The 17,608-nt window shown below is 64.5% G+C and carries 14 protein-coding genes; 6 read left to right on the top strand and 8 right to left on the bottom strand.

Going from position 1 to position 17,608, the window contains the following annotated elements; all coding sequences use genetic code 11:
• Positions 1–363: 363 nt before the first annotated feature.
• Entirely contained in the window at positions 364–1,869 is a 1,506-nt protein-coding gene (gene glpK / locus FXB41_RS20020) for a glycerol kinase GlpK (RefSeq protein ID WP_219682923.1), read from the top strand.
• A 266-nt stretch (positions 1,870–2,135) separates the two neighbouring features.
• The gene (locus tag FXB41_RS20015) at positions 2,136–2,741 is read left to right on the top strand and encodes a GNAT family N-acetyltransferase (protein ID WP_219682922.1); all 606 of its coding nucleotides are present in this window, start codon (positions 2,136–2,138) and stop codon (positions 2,739–2,741) included.
• Between the two features lie 282 nt (positions 2,742–3,023).
• Here FXB41_RS20015 and FXB41_RS20010 read toward each other — a convergent pair whose 3' ends face one another.
• Positions 3,024–3,443 carry a DUF6636 domain-containing protein gene (locus FXB41_RS20010; protein WP_219682921.1) on the bottom strand — a complete coding sequence of 140 codons (420 nt, stop codon included), beginning with the start codon at positions 3,441–3,443 and terminating at the stop codon, positions 3,024–3,026.
• Between the two features lie 118 nt (positions 3,444–3,561).
• Between FXB41_RS20010 and FXB41_RS20005 the strand changes: the two genes are divergently transcribed.
• A complete protein-coding gene (locus tag FXB41_RS20005) occupies positions 3,562–4,191 on the top strand; it encodes a glutathione S-transferase family protein (RefSeq protein WP_035995420.1) in 630 nt (209 codons plus the stop codon).
• A gap of 284 nt (positions 4,192–4,475) precedes the next feature.
• On the opposite strand, the gene FXB41_RS20000 is transcribed toward FXB41_RS20005, so the two are convergent.
• From FXB41_RS20000 to metF, 5 genes are all read right to left on the bottom strand, one after another.
• Positions 4,476–5,483 carry a DUF3592 domain-containing protein gene (locus FXB41_RS20000; protein WP_088941392.1) on the bottom strand — a complete coding sequence of 336 codons (1,008 nt, stop codon included), beginning with the start codon at positions 5,481–5,483 and terminating at the stop codon, positions 4,476–4,478.
• Positions 5,484–5,566: 83 nt separating this feature from the next.
• Positions 5,567–6,334, bottom strand: coding sequence for a hypothetical protein (locus FXB41_RS19995; protein ID WP_311985863.1), 768 nt, complete (start codon positions 6,332–6,334; stop codon positions 5,567–5,569).
• Entirely contained in the window at positions 6,316–6,447 is a 132-nt protein-coding gene (locus FXB41_RS41535) for a hypothetical protein (protein ID WP_007599743.1), read from the bottom strand. The genes FXB41_RS19995 and FXB41_RS41535 overlap by 19 nt, the downstream gene beginning before the upstream one ends.
• A 415-nt stretch (positions 6,448–6,862) precedes the next feature.
• A complete protein-coding gene (gene metH / locus FXB41_RS19990; RefSeq protein WP_219682919.1) occupies positions 6,863–10,726 on the bottom strand; it encodes a methionine synthase in 3,864 nt (1,287 codons plus the stop codon).
• Between the two features lie 6 nt (positions 10,727–10,732).
• A complete protein-coding gene (gene metF / locus FXB41_RS19985; protein ID WP_219682918.1) occupies positions 10,733–11,653 on the bottom strand; it encodes a methylenetetrahydrofolate reductase [NAD(P)H] in 921 nt (306 codons plus the stop codon).
• Positions 11,654–12,044: 391 nt separating this feature from the next.
• Between metF and FXB41_RS19980 the strand changes: the two genes are divergently transcribed.
• Positions 12,045–13,058, top strand: a complete 1,014-nt coding sequence (locus tag FXB41_RS19980; RefSeq protein ID WP_219682917.1) for an LLM class flavin-dependent oxidoreductase — start codon at positions 12,045–12,047, stop codon at positions 13,056–13,058.
• A 45-nt stretch (positions 13,059–13,103) separates the two neighbouring features.
• Here the strand turns inward: FXB41_RS19980 and FXB41_RS19975 are convergent, their stop codons facing one another.
• Entirely contained in the window at positions 13,104–13,949 is an 846-nt protein-coding gene (locus FXB41_RS19975; RefSeq protein ID WP_007599747.1) for a prephenate dehydratase, read from the bottom strand.
• A 21-nt stretch (positions 13,950–13,970) separates the two neighbouring features.
• Positions 13,971–14,711, bottom strand: a complete 741-nt coding sequence (locus tag FXB41_RS19970; RefSeq protein WP_007599748.1) for a 3-deoxy-manno-octulosonate cytidylyltransferase — start codon at positions 14,709–14,711, stop codon at positions 13,971–13,973.
• 218 nt (positions 14,712–14,929) lie between these two features.
• Between FXB41_RS19970 and FXB41_RS19965 the strand changes: the two genes are divergently transcribed.
• Complete coding sequence (locus tag FXB41_RS19965; protein WP_219682916.1) at positions 14,930–15,484, top strand: c-type cytochrome; 555 nt, start codon at positions 14,930–14,932, stop codon at positions 15,482–15,484.
• A 208-nt stretch (positions 15,485–15,692) separates the two neighbouring features.
• Entirely contained in the window at positions 15,693–17,594 is a 1,902-nt protein-coding gene (locus FXB41_RS19960) for an extracellular solute-binding protein (protein ID WP_219682915.1), read from the top strand.
• Positions 17,595–17,608 lie beyond the last annotated feature (14 nt).

Below are 17,608 nucleotides of genomic sequence, written 5' to 3'. Positions count from 1 at the left end.
CGGTGTCCTCCCCCGCTCCAGGGCAGTGGCATATGAAATTCAAAAGGACCGCGCCGCTTGCTCCGCCTCTCCCGCTTGCGGGAGAGGCCGACGCGCCCCGGGCGATGCGAAGCATCGTCCGCGCGCGGCGGGTGAGGGCTCTCACCCCTTGGGGATTCCCTCCGCAATTCTCGACAATCCCATTGCGGAGACAGCCCTCACCCCAGCCCTCCCCCGCAAGCGGGGGAGGGAGCGCACTGCCGATGCCGCCGCCCCCCCCGGGGAGGATCAACGCCGGCGCCTTGACCTGCTGCCGGCAATCCCGTTTTCTCTGCCCCAACACAACAACCCCTCCTCACGGGAACACGCCAAGGGCAAGCTGCCATGTCTTTCGTCCTCGCCATCGACCAGGGCACCACCTCCTCGCGCGCGATCGTGTTTCGCGGCGACATATCCATTGCGGCAAAGGCGCAAGCCGAGTTTCCGCAGCATTTCCCCGCCTCGGGCTGGGTCGAGCACGAGCCGGAGGACATCTGGACCTCGACCGTGACGGTCTGCCGCGACGCGATCGCGCAAGCCGGCATCAGCGCAAAGGACATCGCCGCGATCGGCATCACCAACCAGCGCGAGACGACCGTGGTGTGGGATCGCGCCACCGGGCAGGCCGTGCATCGCGCCATCGTCTGGCAGGACCGCCGCACCGCCGACATCTGCGCGAGACTGAAAGCCGACGGCCGCGAGCCCGTGATCTCGCAGAAGACCGGCCTGATCATCGATCCCTATTTCTCCGGCACCAAGGTCGCCTGGATTCTCGACCACGTCCCCGGCGCGCGGGCGCGTGCCGCGCGCGGCGAATTGATGTTCGGCACCGTCGATTGCTATCTGCTGTGGCGCCTCACCGGCGGCAAGGTCCATGCCACCGACGCCACCAACGCCTCGCGCACGCTGTTGTTTAACATCCACACCGGGCAGTGGGACGACGAGCTCTTGGAGATCATCGGCGTGCCGCGCTCGATGCTGCCCGAGGTGAAGGATTCCTCAGCCCGCTTCGGCGAGAGCACGCCGGATCTGTTCGGCGGCGCGATTGCGATCTCCGGCATCGCCGGCGACCAGCAGGCCGCGACCATCGGCCAGGCCTGCTTCCGTCCGGGCATGATGAAATCCACCTACGGCACCGGCTGCTTCGCCCTGCTCAACACCGGCACCACGCCCGTGGCCTCGAAGAACAAGCTGCTCACCACCATCGCCTACCAGCTCGGCGGCAAGCGCACCTACGCGCTCGAAGGCTCGATCTTCGTCGCAGGCAGCGCGGTGCAGTGGCTGCGCGACGGCCTCGGCATCATCAAGCACGCCGCCGAGACCGGACCTCTCGCCGATCAATCGGATTCGATGCAGAGCGTCTATCTCGTCCCGGCCTTCGTCGGCATGGGCGCGCCGTACTGGAATCCGCGCGTGCGCGGCGCGCTGTTCGGCCTCACCCGCAACACCGGCCCGGCAGAGCTCGCCCATGCCGCGCTGGAAAGCGTCTGCTACCAGACCTTCGACCTCTGGGCCGCGATGCGCGCCGACTGGCCGAGCTCGGAAACCGCCAGCGTGGTGCTGCGCGTCGATGGGGGCATGACCGCATCCGACTGGACCATGCAGCGCCTCGCCGACCTGCTCGACGCGCCGGTCGATCGCCCCCTGATCCAGGAGACGACGGCACTGGGCGCCGCCTATCTCGCGGGTCTCGAGGCCGGCGTCTATCCCGAACCGACCAAGTTCGCCGACAACTGGCGCCTCGAGCATCGCTTCAAGCCGAACATGAGCCAGGCGACGCGCGAGCGGAAGCTGGCGGGCTGGGCGAGGGCGGTGAAGGGCGTGCTCGCGAGCGACGAGGGCGAGGGTTAGGCCGATCTCGTAGCCCGGATGGAGCGCAGTGAAATCCGGGGTTCTCTGGAAGCGATTACCCTGACGCCGCGATGAACGAGGCGTATCCACAAACTCCGCCGTCGTCCTGGCGAAAGCCAGGACCCATAACCACCGTGCTAAGTTGCCTTGGACCGCTGTCGGCCCCAGCCTGCCGCAACGGCGACCAGCTGTGGTAATGGGTCCTGGCTTTCGCCAGGACGACCCGGAATGTGTGGCCGGCGCTCAGCTTCAACGGGACGCATCCCATGATCCTCCCCGACGGCTATTCCGACATCCCCGCCGGCAAGATCGTTGCCGTCGTTACCCATCTCGAGATGACCGCGCGCCCTGCGCGCCGCGCCGATCCGCCGGGCGCTCCATCAGGTCTTTGGACCCTGCGCAAGGTCGATACCCCCGCGCTTCATTGGTATCGCGACCTCCATCGCCGCGTCGGTGAGGAGTGGTTGTGGTTTTCGCGGGCGCGCATGAACGACGCCGAGCTCGCCGCAATCATCCATGCACCGGGCGTCGAGGTCTATGCGCTTGTCGTGGACGGCAACGATGAAGGCCTGCTGGAGCTGGACTTTCGCGAGGCCGGCCAGTGCGAGCTCGTGTATTTCGGTGTCACCGCGAAACTGATCGGCAGCGGTGCCGCACGCTTCCTGATGAACCGTGCACTTGAGCTCGCATGGTCACGCGACCTGTCTCGCGTCTGGGTGCACACCTGCACCTTCGATCATCCGTCGGCCGTCGCGTTCTACCAGCGCTCGGGCTTCCGCCCGTTCCGCCGCCAGATCGAGATCGCCGACGACCCGCGCCTCGATGGCACCGCGCCACGGACCGCGGCCAAGCATGTGCCGATCATCGAATAGTGCGCAGCTGCCTCCCCGCCGTCATTGCGAGGAGCCCTTGCGACGAAGCAATCCAGACTGTTTCCGTGGAAAGATACTGAGCCTCCCCTAAATCGGTGGCTGGATTGCTTCGCCGCGCTCGCAACGACGGAGTGTGGCGCTGTCGTCGCGTTTCATTCGGGCTACGCGCTCCCAAGTTGACGCGACGCAAGCAATCAAGCCTCGGAAGCGTAGCCCGGATGGAGCGGAGCGAAATCCGGGACGGCGTTCCCGCATTCCGCTCCGCTCCATGCGGGCTACTCCTCAAAACACCTTCTGCTCTGCCCGCGCCAGCGAGAACCCGCGCTGCATCGCATTGAAGCACGTCAGCCCCGTCGGCTCCGACCGGCACGTAAACCCCGCGCGCTGCCAGACCTCGCCATAGGACAGCACCTGCAATGACGGGTCCATGATGGTATCGCCGACGCAGATGCGGCCTGCGCTGCCTTTCGCGCTCATCTCGAAGGCGTTGCCCCATTCGAGCTCGCAATCGGCCGGACGGCGCGGCCGCGTCTCCAGGTTCATGATGTCGCAGCGGAGCACGCCTTGACCATTGTCAGTGAAGAACTGGCAGGCGATGTTTTTCGACGGCGTCAAAAAGCCGATCGGGCGGTCCTGCGCGTGGGCGAGGCTCGCGGCCAGCAGGGAGAGCCCAAGTGCGACCGTTGCAAGTCGTTGCGTCATGCATGCTCCTGCCCCCAGCTCTGCCATGCCCGGACTTGATCCGGGCATCCATCGCTTCCTAATCTGAGGAGAGATGGATTGCCGGGTCAAGCCCGGCAATGACAAAGGCTGCCAAACCATGTTCCTGATCGGCCAATACGATTCCCCCTTCGTCCGCCGCGTCGCGATCGCGCTGCGGCTTTACGGCCTCGCCTTCGAGCACAAGCCGTGGTCGACCTTCGGCGATGCCGACAAGATCGCGCCCTACAATCCGCTGCGACGCGTGCCGACGCTGGTGCTCGATGATGGCGAGGCGCTGATCGAGAGCACGGTCATCCTCGATTATCTCGACGAATTGGTAGGGCCGGAGAAGGCGATGCTGCCGCGCTCCGGCGCCGAGCGCCGGCGTCATTTGCGCATCTGCGCGCTCGCGTCCGGCCTCGGCGACAAGGCGGTCAGCCTGCTCTACGAGCGCGTGTTGCGGAAGGAGCAGCTTGCGCTGTGGGTCGAGCGTTGCCAGGCGCAGATCGCGGACGTGCTGAAAGCGCTGGAGGCCGAGCGCGCCAGGGTGACCACGCCATACTGGCTGGGCGATCGTATCGGCCACGCCGACGTTGTGGTCGCCTGCGTCGTCCGCTTCACCCGTGAGGCGCACCCGCTTCTGTTCGAGCCATCGCGCTATCCGTCGCTATCGGCGCATGCCGACGCTTGCGAGGCGCTGGCGCCGTTCCGGGAGATCGTGCAACCGCTGGCACCGCCGAAGGGGTGAGGCTCTTTCAATCTCTCCCGCGGGCGGTAGGGCCATCGCATATGAAGAAGCATATGGCTGGAAGCTCGGCTGCGGCCATCCTTCGAGACGCCCGCCTGCGGCGGGCCCTCAGGATGAGGGATGCGTATGCGGCAGCACTTCACGCGGATGGATGCAGCTGAGCCTCATCCTGAGGGGGCCGCGAAGCGGCCGTCTCGAAGGACGAGGCGCTCGCTCAAGCGCCGCCGAGACGTCATATCCGTTTGTCCTTCAGCCAGAGGGGAGAGGCGAACCGAGAAGCGCCGCTACGCGAACCCGACCTTGATCAGGATCATCAGGAAAAGGCCGCCGACGACCGCGCAGACCGCGGCACCGATCAGCGGCCCCAGCGCGCCCTCCCGGCGTGCCGGCTCCAGCACGGCCTGTCCCGGCTGGTCCGGATCGTAATAGACCTGGACGCTCTTCCCGGGCCGATATTTCGCAGCGCCCTCTTCGGCGACCTCGCGCAGGCCGGAGATCATGGTGCCGTTCCAATCGACTTCGGTGCCGATGAAGTCGCGCTTGCCGACCCTGTAGGCGTAGCGCAGGTCGACCTGATAGCGGTGGACGAGCTTTGATGTCGTCGGTCGATTGTCGTGCTCGGTCTTCTCTTCGATGATTTCCTCGATCACGTCGCAATGGATGACCCTGCCCGACGCGGTCGGCCAGCGCAGGCTGGCGCTCGCCAGCCGGCGCGTCCGGACATAATCGGCGGCGAAGAACACCCCGCCCACGAGCACGATGATCGGCACCGCGAACGCGAATAGCGGGACGCCCTTGTCGGCGTAGAGCACGTGGCCTGCGAACGAATGCGCGGTCAGGGTGGCGGCGATGATTCCGAACACCAACGTGAACGCCACCAGCGCCGCGACGTTCTGCGCGGCGGCGGGCTCCAGCAGCGCCTCGGTCGGTTGCTTCGGATCGACATGGACCTCGACATGGGCGCCGACCGGATAGCGTCCGGTCAGTTTTGCGGCCAAGACCCTCGTCGTGATGACGGGGCCGCCGACAAAGATCTTGTCGCTTTCCAGCTCCTGGCCGCCGGCCTGATAGCGATAGCGGATGATGGGCTTGGCGTCGTTCCGATCGTCCGAGGAATGCGCCGCCGGCTGGTCGACTCGGGAGACCGTGATGATGCCCTCCACCTTGTCCCAGCTCCGCGCGGCCACCATCCGGCCGCGCATGCGGACCAGGTTGAACAGCGTCAATCCAAACAGCAGCACGGCGATGCCGGCGGCAATCTGTGTCCACATCAATTGTTGGGCGTTCAGCATCCGATTCCCCTGCGCTTCGGCGGCGACCGCCATTGGTCGCAGCGAACGCGGGTTGCGTTCATGGCAGGGGTGCGGCGCCGATCCTATCTCCTCGTGCAGGGCTTGATCTCGCCCGAGGCAGAGTGCATCACGATCGGATTGGGCGACAGTCTGATGCCAAAGAACAATTGAGAGCCGGAGACCTTGTCGTTCGTCCCCTCATGGACGTCCAGATCGAGCTTCGTCGCGATCTCGGAGGTCAGTTTGGCCCTCTCCTCCATCGAAATCGCGTTGTGATATTTGATTTCGTAGACGACGTCGGCCTCCAGCACGGACCGCGTCTGGCACACGACGCCGCCGCTCGAAACGTTCTGGGTGACCGCGTCCTCACACTCGGCCTTCAGCAAGGCGTTGCGGGCCGAGATCAGCGACTCGTCGGATATCAGCAGGATGCTGGCGTTCTCGAGCTTGAGGTTGACGGCCTCGACCTGCTGCATTCCGGCGAGGGCCGACAGCTTGTCCTTGACCTGGGCCGACACGTCGAGCCTCTTCTCGAGCGACTGCTTCAGGTCCCGGTCGACGGTCCGCGATTTCTGGATCTTGCCGGTCAGCAGCGTCGGATCGACATCACAAGTCGGATGCAGCTCCAGCCGGCCGTTACTCAGATACTCGATGGTGTTGATCGTGCCGGGGCCGCCGAACGTGCTTGGCGGCACCACCTCGAAATATCCGGTCTCGGAGAGGATGGCCGTGATCGTCTGCTTCTTCCGCGGGAATCCGGCGTAGACCGCGACCATCACGAGGCCGATCGCGATGAAGACTCCGCTACCAAGCCAAAGCCATTTGCGGCTTGCTATTTTCCCGGGCAGCACAACTGATTTTTCTCGCCGCATGGCACATAGCCTTTCGGACAGTCCGCCGCGGCAATCGTGGGCAGCACGACGAGAGCGATCGCGGCGAGGAACGGTGCAATGAACTGCTTCATTTGTTCGATCCCAAGCAAATCGTCGGTTGAAGGTAGTAGGCCGAGAGAGTAGCGAACCAAGGTTGAGCGGACAAGTGAACGAGTTCACAAGCGGCCGATTCTTGCGAGGGCGCATTCGCAGCTGCTCGATACGTTGCGTCGTTCCGGTACAGGCTGAGCATTTGCTTCGCCAATGTGGTCCTGGCGAAAGCCAGGGACGACACCGAACGTTCGACACCGAACGCGTGGCAGGCGGCCATGATCGCGGCGGACGCGGCAGCGAGTGTCAAACGGGCGTGGTCGGCGATCATGCATTCGTACAGGTGTTTTGCCCGACGCCGCAAGTCATTTCGGCAAGACCGAAATTTATCGAGCTTTTTCAACCCCATGTCTACTGTGCATGGGGTTGATTTCTCGCTTTTTGTTTGGAGGGCGCCTAACCCGCGCCCGCGCGCTTCTTCTGCCAGACCAGGTGCACCGCGCAGGTGCAGCCCGGCGGATGCGAGGCAAGCTCCTTCGACGTCTCGTCGTTCGCCGGCGTTGCCGCGAACGCCGCCTTGTCGCCTGGGCTCTCTCGCGCCGGGATGTAGTTCAGGATCGGCGCGAGCCAGCGCTCGGCCTCGGCGACGCTCATGCCCTTGCGCGCAGCATAATCCTCGACCTGATCGCGCTCGATCTTGCCGACGCCGAAATAATAGCTCTCGGCATTCGCGAGATAGAGCCCCGACACCGAAGAGCCCGGCCACATCGCAAAGCTCTCGGTCAGCTTCACGCCGGCGGTGTTCTCGGCGTCGAGCAGCTCGAACAGCGTCGCCTTCTCGGTGTGATCGGGCTGCGCGGGATAGCCGGGGGCGGGACGGATGCCCTGGTACTTTTCGAGGATCAACTCGTCGGTCGAGAGCGCCTCGTCGGGCGCATAGGCCCAGAACTCGCGGCGGACGCGGGCATGCATGCGCTCGGCAAAGGCTTCGGCGAGGCGGTCGGCCAGCGCCTTGCACAGGATCGAGGAGTAGTCGTCATTGGCCATCTTGAACCGGTCGGCGACCACATCCTCGCCGATGCCGGCGGTGACGACGAAGCCCCCGACATAATCGGGCACGCCGGTGGTGGCGGGTGCGACGAAGTCGGACAGCGCGGCGTTGAAACGGCCCTCGCGCTTCTCGAGCTGCTGGCGCAGCGTGTGCAGCGTCGCGATCGTCCTGGTCCGGCTCTCGTCGGCATAAAGCACGATGTCGTCGCCCTCTGCATTGGCCGGCCAAAAGCCGACGGTGGCGCGCGCTCGGAACCATTTTTCCTTGACGATCAGGTCGAGCATTTTCCGCGCGTCTTCGTAGAGCGAGCGCGCGACCTCGCCGACCTTGGCATCGCTAAGGATGGCGGGGAAGCGCCCGGCGAGCTCCCAGGTCTGGAAGAACGGCGTCCAGTCGATATAGGGCACCAGCTCGGCGAGATCGTAGTCGTCAAAGCTCCTGGTGCCGAGGAAGGTCGGCTTCACCGGCTTGTTGGCGGCAAAGTCGACCGGCACGCGGTTGGCGCGGGCGGTCGCCAGCTTCAGCCGCTTCTTGTCGGCCTGGGCGCGCATATGCGCATCCGAGATCTTTGCGTATTCGGCGCGGACTTCGGCAGCATAGGCCTCGCGCCGCTCGGGCGACAGCAGCGCGGACGCAACACCGACCGCGCGACTGGCGTCGTTGACATGCACCACGGGGCCGGCGCGATAGCTCGGGTCGATCTTCACCGCCGTATGCACACGGCTCGTGGTGGCGCCGCCGATCAGCAGCGGCAGCTTGAGGCCTTCTCGCTGCAATTCTGCGGCGAAGAACGCCATCTCGTCGAGCGAGGGCGTGATCAGGCCGGACAGCCCGACGATGTCGGCCTTCTCCGCCTTCACGGTCTCGACGATCTTGGCCGCGGGCACCATCACGCCGAGGTCGATCACCTCGTAATTGTTGCACTGGAGCACGATGCCGACGATGTTCTTGCCGATGTCGTGGACGTCGCCCTTGACGGTCGCGAGCACGATCTTGCCGGCGGACGAGGAGCCTTCCGTGCCGATGCCGTTGGCGAGATTGCGCGCCTTCTCTTCCTCCATGAACGGCATAAGCCAGGCGACCGCCTGCTTCATCACGCGGGCCGACTTCACCACCTGCGGCAGGAACATCTTGCCGTCGCCGAAGAGATCGCCGACCACGTTCATGCCGGCCATCAACGGGCCCTCGATCACGTCGAGTGGCCGCGTCGAAGCCTTGCGGGCCTCCTCGGTATCCTGCTCGATGAACTCGGTGATCCCATGCACCAGCGAATGCGACAGCCGCTTCGCCACCGGCCATTCGCGCCAGCTGAGATCGGCTTCTTTGGTCTGGGTCTTGTTGCCGCGGAATCTTTCCGCGAGCGCCAGCAGACGCTCGGAGGCGCCGGGGTCGCGGTTGAGGATGACGTCCTCGCACACCTGGCGCAATTCGGGATCGATGTCGTCATAGACGATCATCTGCCCGGCATTGACGATGCCCAGGTCCATGCCGGCCTTGATGGCATGATACAGGAACACCGAGTGCATGGCCTCGCGCACCGGCTCGTTGCCGCGGAACGAGAACGACAGGTTGGACACACCGCCAGAAATGTGCGCGCCCGGCAGATTCTTGCGGATCCAGCGCGTCGCCTCGATGAAGTCGACGCCGTAATTGTTGTGCTCCTCGATGCCGGTTGCGATCGCGAAAATATTCGGATCGAAGATGATGTCTTCCGGCGGGAAGCCGACGCGGTTCACCAGGATGTCGTAGGCGCGCTTGCAGATCTCGGTCTTGCGGGCGAACGTGTCGGCCTGGCCGACCTCGTCGAACGCCATCACCACGACGGCCGCGCCGTGGCGGCGGGCGATCTTGGCCTCGTGAACGAACTTCTCCTCGCCCTCCTTCATCGAGATCGAGTTGACGACCGGCTTGCCCTGCACGCATTTCAGGCCGGCCTCGATCACCGAGAATTTCGAGGAATCGACCATCACCGGGACTCGGGCGATGTCGGGCTCGGCGGCGACGAGGTTGAGGAAGGTCACCATCGCGGCTTCCGAGTCCAGAAGACCCTCGTCCATGTTGACGTCGATGATCTGCGCGCCGTTCTCGACCTGGTCGCGCGCGACTTGCAGCGCGGCGGTGTAGTCGCCGGCAGTGACCAGCTTGCGGAAGCGGGCGGAGCCGGTGACGTTGGTGCGCTCGCCGACATTCACGAAAGGAATCGCGTCGGTCAGGATGAACGGCTCGAGGCCGGAGAGCCGCAAGCGAGGTTCGATCTCCGGCACGATGCGCGGCTTGTGCGGCGCGACCGCAGCCGCAATCGCCGCGATATGGTCCGGCGTGGTGCCGCAGCAGCCGCCGACGATATTGACCAGGCCATCGCGTGCGAACTCGCCGACCAGGCGAGCCATGTATTCCGGGGTCTCGTCATACTGGCCGAACTCGTTGGGCAGGCCGGCATTGGGATAGGCACAAACAAGCGTGTCGGCGACGCGGCCGATATCGGCGATATGCGCGCGCAGATCTTCCGCGCCGAGCGCGCAGTTGAAGCCGATGGTGACGGGCTTGGCGTGCTGCACCGAATGCCAGAACGCTTCCGGCAACTGGCCGGACAGCAGGCGGCCGGACTTGTCGGTGATGGTGCCCGACACCATCACGGGCATGTCGATGCCGCGTTCCTCGGTGATCTCGGCGATCGCGTAGAGCGCCGCCTTGGCGTTCAGCGTGTCGAAGATGGTCTCGACCAGCAGCAGATCGACGCCGCCGTCGAGCATGCCGTTGATCTGCTCGCCATAGGATTTGCGCAGATCGTCGAACGTGACGGCGCGGTAGCCGGGATTGGAAACGTCGGGCGAAATCGAGGCGGTGCGGTTGGTCGGTCCGATGGCGCCCGCGACGAAGCGCGGCTTGCCGTCCTCGGCCTCGACGCGGCGTGCGGCATTGCCGGCGAGGCGGGCGCCTTCACGCGCCATCTCGTAGACGATGTCGGCGAGATCGTAATCGGCCTGGGCAATCGAAGTCGTGGAGAAGGTGTTGGTGGCGACGATGTCGGCGCCGGCACGCAGATAAGCGGCGTGGATGTCCTCGATCGCCTGCGGCTGGGTCAGGATCAGGAGGTCGTTGTTGCCGCGCAAATCGCGATGGAAGTTCTTGAAGCGCCCGCCGCGGAAGGCGGCTTCGTCGAACTGGAGGTTCTGGATCATCGTGCCCATGGCGCCGTCGAGCACGAGAATGCGCTCGCGCGCGGCGTTGAGCAGGGCGGTTCGCTTGGGAGAGGTGGATACGGTCATGGTGTCTTAAGCCGCCTTCTGCGCGCTCTTGGCGCGGATGCCGAGCAAATGGCTGATCGCGAACACGAGATCGGCGCGGTTCATGGTGTAGAAATGGAAGGTGTCGACGCCGTGCTTGGCCAGCTTCTGCACCTGGCCGGCGGCGACGGTGGCCGCCACCAGCTTGCGGGTCTCGGCGTCGTCGTCGAGGCCCTCGAATTTCGCGGCGAACCAATCCGGCACGGAGGTGCCGGCGCGGGTGACGAAATTGCGAGCCTGCTTGAAATTGTGCATGGGCATGATGCCCGGCACGATCGGGATGTTGATCCCGCGCGCCCGCACGCGGTCGAGATAGCGGAAGTAGAGGTCGTTATCGAAGAACACCTGCGTGATCGCGCGGGTCGCGCCCGCATCGACCTTGGCCTGCAGCGTGTCGATGTCATCGTCGAAGTCGCGCGCCTCGGGATGCTTCTCGGGGTACGCCGAGACCGACACCTCGATATCGCCGTGCCGCTTCTTGATGCCGGCGACGAGATCGGCGGAGCTCTGGTAACCATCGGGATGGCTGCAATAGGCCGTGCCGATGCCCCCGGCGGGATCGCCGCGCAATGCCACGATGTGGCGGACGCCGACCTCGTGATAGCGGTCGACGATCTCGTCGATCTCCCCGCGTGAGGCGCCGACGCAGGTCAGATGCGCGGCCGGCAGCAGCGCGGTCTCTTTCAGGATGCGCGAGATGGTCGCGTGGGTCCGCTCACGGGTCGAGCCGCCGGCGCCATAGGTCACCGAGACGAATTTCGGGTCGAGCGGGGCCAGCCGGTTGATGGTGTCCCAGAGATTGCGCTCCATATCTTCCGTCTTGGGCGGAAAGAACTCGAAGGAGATCGCAGGCCGCTTCAGGTACCCGTCTTGCCCGTCGGTGTGGGCAGGCATCGTCGCGTCAGTCATGGGCACCACTCACTCCAAGGGCTCGCCGGGTCGCTGGCGGCCGGCGGTCAGGTCTAGATTGGGAGAGGTCAAGATAGGCCAAAGCGGCCGCACTCGACAGCCCATCAGTGATGGGAAATTGCCCACTTTACCGGTATAAATTAAGAAACGTCTGAGGTTAGAGGTCGAGGTGGGAAGTTCGATTCTAGATAAAATATCTGATATATCAGATATATAATAGAAGAGGGTGGTTCGTTCGGCGCGAATTATCGGTGGGCAATATGAAGATGATACTATTAGCGCGGTCGCTGTCCCAACACTGCGGCGAAGTCCCGCGAGTCCGCGGCCTGCACGTCAGACCTGCGCGCCCGGCCCATTGCCGCTGCGCCGCTCTCCACTACGTTAGCGCGCCATGATCCCGCTCTCAGTCCTCGACCTCTCCGTCGTCACAAGCGGCACAAAGCCCGCCGCGGCGCTGCGCAACAGCATCGACCTGGCGCGCCATGTCGATGGGCTCGGCTATGTCCGCTACTGGCTCGCTGAGCATCACAATCTCGCCTCTGTCGCTAGTCCGGCGCCCGACGTGATGATCGGGCAAATCGCGGCGGTGACGAAGCACATCCGCGTCGGCTCCGGTGGCGTGATGCTGCCAAATCACGCGCCGCTGGTCGTGGCCGAGCGCTTCAAGATGCTGGAGGCGTTGTTTCCCGGCCGCATCGATCTCGGCCTCGGCCGCGCCCCCGGCACTGACGGTGCCACGGCCTATGCGCTGCGCAGCCGGCTCGACCGCCGCGAAGGCGATGATTTCCTCGAGCGGCTGCACGAATTGATCCTGTGGCAGACCCGGGAATTCCCCTCGGGCCATCCCTACCACAACGTCGTCGCGATGCCCGACGATACGCCGTTGCCGCCGATCTGGCTGCTCGGCTCCAGCGATTATTCGTCGGAGCTCGCCGCGCAGGTCGGCATGGGCTTCGCATTCGCCCATCATTTTGCGTCCCACGATGCGATCGATGCGATGGTGCACTATCGCAATCGTTTTCAGCCCTCGGCCTGGAGTGCGAGTCCGCGCGCGATCCTCGCGGTCGCCGTCATCACGGCCAACACCGATGACGAAGCCGAAAAGCTCGCCGCGTCTTTCGACCTCAACCGCCTGCGCCGCGACCGCGGCCAGTATCTTCCGTTGCCGAGCGTCGAAGAGGCGCTGGCCTATCCCTATAGCGACTCGGAGCGCATCTCGATCCGGCGCAACCGCTCGCGCCTGTTCGTCGGCAGCACTGCAACCGTGCAGAAGACACTGCAGCCGTTGATCGACGCGAGCAAGCCGGACGAGTTGATGGTGATCACCGCCGTGTACGATCACGAGGCGCGGAAGAAATCGTATTCGCTGCTGGCGGAGGCGTTCGGACTTAAGGCGGTCGGATAAAGCTCTCGTGCCCCGGCTCGCGCTTCGCGCGTCCCGGACACGGGACTATTCCATCGTCGCGCGGAACGGGTGGCCTGGATACACGCCGACGATGCGGAATTCGCGCGAGAAGAATTTCAGCTCCTCGATCGCGAAAGCGAGCCCCTTGTCCTCGGGGTGGCCGTCGACGTCGGCGTAAAACTGGGTGGCGAAGAAATTGCCGTCGACCATGTAGCTCTCGAGCTTGGTCATGTTGACGCCGTTGGTGGCAAAGCCACCGAGCGCCTTGTAGAGCGCGGCCGGCAAATTGCGCACCCGGAACACAAAAGTCGTGACCAGCGGACCGGAGCCCTGTGCGGCCCATTTCGGTTCGCGCGCCAGCACCACGAAGCGCGTGGTGTTGTGGGCCTCGTCCTCGATGTCCTCGGCCAAAATGTCGAGGCCGTAAATCTTTGCGGCCAGGCGCGAGGCGATCGCGGCCACCGTCTTGTCGTTGCGCTCGGAGATGTCGCGGGCGCTGCCGGCGGTATCGGCGTGCACGATGGGCTTGATGCCGAGCTTGCGGATGATGCGCCGGCACTGGCCGAGCGCGTGCACATGGCTTTCGACGCTCTTGATGTCTTCGAGCCGGGTGCCCTTCACCGCCATCAGCTGATGCCGGACCGGCAGAAACCATTCGCCAATGATGAAGAGGCCGGAGGCCGGCAGCAAATGATGGATGTCGGCGACGCGGCCCGCGACCGAATTCTCGATCGGGATCATACCGAGATCGGCTTCGCCGGACGAGATCGCCGACAAGGCGTCCTCGAAGGTGGCGCAGGGCATCGGCTCGGCGTCGGGATAGGCCTCGACGATGGCGATGTGGGAATTGGCGCCAGGCTCGCCCTGGAATGCGATTTTCAGCTTGCTCATGCTCGGCCTTGTAACAGCGGCTCAGGATTTGGAAAGGATGCTGCGGGCGGTTTCCAGGTCCGCCGGCGTGTCGACCCCGCGGGGTACGGTATCGACAATGGTGAAGTCGATGCGCATTCCGGCCTCGAGCGCCCGGAGCTGCTCGAGCTTCTCCTGCAATTCCAGCGGCGAGGGCGGGAGCCGGACGTAGCGTTCCAGCGCAGCACGGCGATAGGCATAGAGACCGATATGGTGGTAGCGCGGTCCGTCGCCGGTCGGGGCGGTTGCGCGAGTGAAATAAAGTGCGCGCATACGTCTGCCGCCGAGCGAGGTCCCGATCGCCTTCACGACGCTCGGCGCGAGGTCCTCCTCCTCGGTGTGGATCTGCGAAGCCAGCGTTGCGATGTCCACGACGGGGTCTTGCAGCGGCGGCAGCACCTCGCGGATGTTGTCGATCGTGATGGTCGGGAAATCGCCCTGCAGATTGACCACGATCTCGGCTTTGCCGTCCGGATCGAGCTTCAGCATGGCCTCGTGGATGCGGTCGGAGCCGGACGGGTGCTCCGGGCGGGTCATCACGGCCTCGCCGCCATGGGCGGTCACGACGGACGCGATCTCCGCTGTGTCGGTTGCGACCGCGACCCGGCCTATCCCGGCGGCCTCGGCGCGGCGCATCACGTGCACGATCATCGGCTGCCCCGCGATATCGGCAAGCGGCTTGCCGGGCAGGCGGGTGGCGGCCATGCGGGCCGGAATAAGCACCAGGATGCGGGGATCGATCATCGTTCAAGGGCCTGGAAACGGGGCGTTTTCCGCGCCGAGAAATGGGGTGGGGACGGGCGTGAAGCCCGCTCGCTTATACGGGTTGCCAGACCCCGGGCAAACCGATATCTCAATGGCAAAACTCGGGGAAACAGTAAGGAACGTTGATTCTCCGAGGCTCGTCCTGGCGGCCGCATTGGGCCGCTCGATCCTTCTTGCGGTGTGGGGCCTGGCCGGAAATGGACTCTTTCGAACTGAACAAGATTCTCGGTGCCGTGCTCGGCACCTGTCTCCTTCTGCTGGTGACGAGCTTCACCGCCCAGGCGTTGTTCTCGCCCAAGATGCCGGAAAAGCCGGGGTTCGAGATCGCAGTGAAGGAAGACGCCGGCCACGGCCAGGAAGGCGGAGCTGCCCCCACGGCCGCCGAGCCGATCGAAAAGCTGCTCCAGACCGCCTCGGTCGAGAAGGGCGCCGCCGCCGCCAAGAAGTGCGGCGCCTGCCACACCTTCGAGAAGGGCGGCCCCAACCGTGTCGGTCCGAACCTCTACGGCGTTGTCGGCGACCATGTTGGCGAAGGTCGCGGCGGCTTCAACTTCTCGGCTGCGATGAAGGCCAAGGGCGGCACGTGGGACTTCGATGCGCTCAACAAATTCATCGCCAATCCCAAGGCGGCTGTCCCGGGCACCGCCATGGGCTTTGCCGGCATCCCGAAGGATAGCGAGCGCGCCGACGTGATCGCTTACCTGAACAGCCTCTCCGACAGCCCGAAGCCGCTGCCCACCGCGGCGAAGTAAGGCCTGTCGACTTCGCTCTTCGTACGCGGCCGGGCTCAAAGCCCGGCCGTTCGCTTATCCGGGCCTCGCGGCGTTGTTATCGGGGCGTTTGGCCGCAGCGATCAGCCAGCCGGCCTTCCAAGATGAGGAAAAAGCAACATATTCCGTCGAAACCTCGCCTATATTGGGAACTTAAAGGAGTAGCCTCCTTCAAGACAGGAATGTTGATTTGGCCCTTACCCGACGCGATCTCCTGCTCACTGGCACTGCTGCCGTAACGCTCCCCGCCCTTGGTTCCGTAGCGGGCCTTCCCGCCGTCGGCGTGGCACACGCGCAATCCGCCAACGAGCCCACCTGGCGCCATGCTCTGTCGCTGTTCGGACAGGTCAAATACCCCGCGGACTTCAAGCGCTTCGACTATGTCAATCCGGAAGCGCCAAAAGGCGGCGTCGCGCGCCAGATCGCCGTCGGCACATTCGACAATTTCAACATCGTCGTCTCCGGTGTGAAGGGGCAAGTCGCCGGCGCCGTGGCATTCATCTACGAATCCCTCACGACGGCCGCGCTCGACGAAGTCTCGACGGAATACGGCGCGCTGGCCGAGGCCGTCAGCCATCCGGATGATTTCTCCTTCGTGACTTACCGCTTGCGGCCGCAAGCCAAATGGCACGACGGCAAGCCTGTTACCGCCGACGACGTGATTTTCTCGCTCGATTCCTTCAAGAAGCACCACCCGCAGTACTCGGCCTATTACAGCCATGTGGTGAAAGCCGAGAAGGTCGGCGAGCGCGAGGTAAAGTTCGTGTTCGACGCGCCGGGCAACCGCGAATTGCCGCAGATCGTCGGGCAGCTCACGGTCCTGCCGAAGCATTGGTGGGAGGGCACCGACGCGCAGGGCCGCAAGCGCGATGTCTCCGCTACCACGCTCGAAGTGCCGCTGGGGTCGGGCCCCTACCGGGTCAAGGAATTCGTTGCCGGACGGTCGATCGCGCTGGAGCGCGTAAAAGATTATTGGGGGCGCGACCTCGCGGCCAATGTGGGCCGTAATAATTTCGACGAGCTGCGCTACGAGTATTTCCGCGACGCCACCGTGGCGATCGAGGCCTTCAAGGCCGATCAGGTCGATTGGCGCACCGAGAACAGCGCGAAGAACTGGGCGACAGCCTACGACTTCCCGGCCGTCACCGAAAAGCGCGTGATCCTCGAGGAGTTCGCCAATCGCAGCTCGGGCGTCATGCAGGCCTTCGTGCCGAACCTGCGCCGCGCCAAGTTCAAAGATCCGCGCGTGCGACGCGCGCTCAATTACGCGTTCGACTTCGAGGAGATGAACAGGCAGATCTTCTACGGCCAGTACAAGCGCATCAGCAGTTATTTCGACGGCATCGATGAGCTGATGGCGACCGGGTTGCCGCAGGGCAAGGAGCTCGAGATTCTCGAGACGGTCCGCGCCGAGGTCCCGCCCGAAGTCTTCACGACGGCCTATACCAATCCAGTCGGCGGCAGTCCGGAAGCCGTGCGCGATAACCTGCGCGAGGCGCTGCGCCTATTCAAGGAGGCCGGCTACGAGGTGCGCGACCGCAAGCTGATCGACGTCAAGACCGGCGCCCAGTTCTCCCTCGAACTGTTGAACTCGGATCCGAGCTTCGAGCGGATCACGCTGTTCTATAAGCCGTCGCTGGAACGGCTCGGCATTGCCGTCAGCGTGCGGACGGTGGATCCCACCCAGTACGAGAACAGGACGCGCGAGTGGGATTTCGACATCGTCACCAACTCCTGGGGCGAGTCGCAGTCGCCGGGCAACGAGCAGCGCGAATTCTGGTCCTCGAAGACGGCTGACATCGCCGGTTCGCGCAATATCACCGGCATCAAGAATCCGGCGGTCGACAAGCTGATCGAGCGGGTGATCTACGCCAAGGGTCGCGACGATCTTGTCGCGGCAACCAAGGCACTCGACCGCGTGCTGTTGTGGAATCACTACGTCGTGCCGCAGTGGACTTATACGAAGGTGCGCACCGCGCGCTGGGATCGGTTCGGCCGGCCGGCGGAATTGCCCAAATACGGTCAGTCCGGCTTTCCGTTCATCTGGTGGTACGACGCGGACAAGGCGGCGCGGATCGCAAAGAAGTCGTGAAGGACATTCTCCGC

Origin of the sequence: Bradyrhizobium canariense, from assembly GCF_019402665.1 — a bacterium.
Classification (GTDB): domain Bacteria; phylum Pseudomonadota; class Alphaproteobacteria; order Rhizobiales; family Xanthobacteraceae; genus Bradyrhizobium; species Bradyrhizobium canariense.
This window is presented reverse-complemented; position numbering and strand designations above follow the sequence as displayed.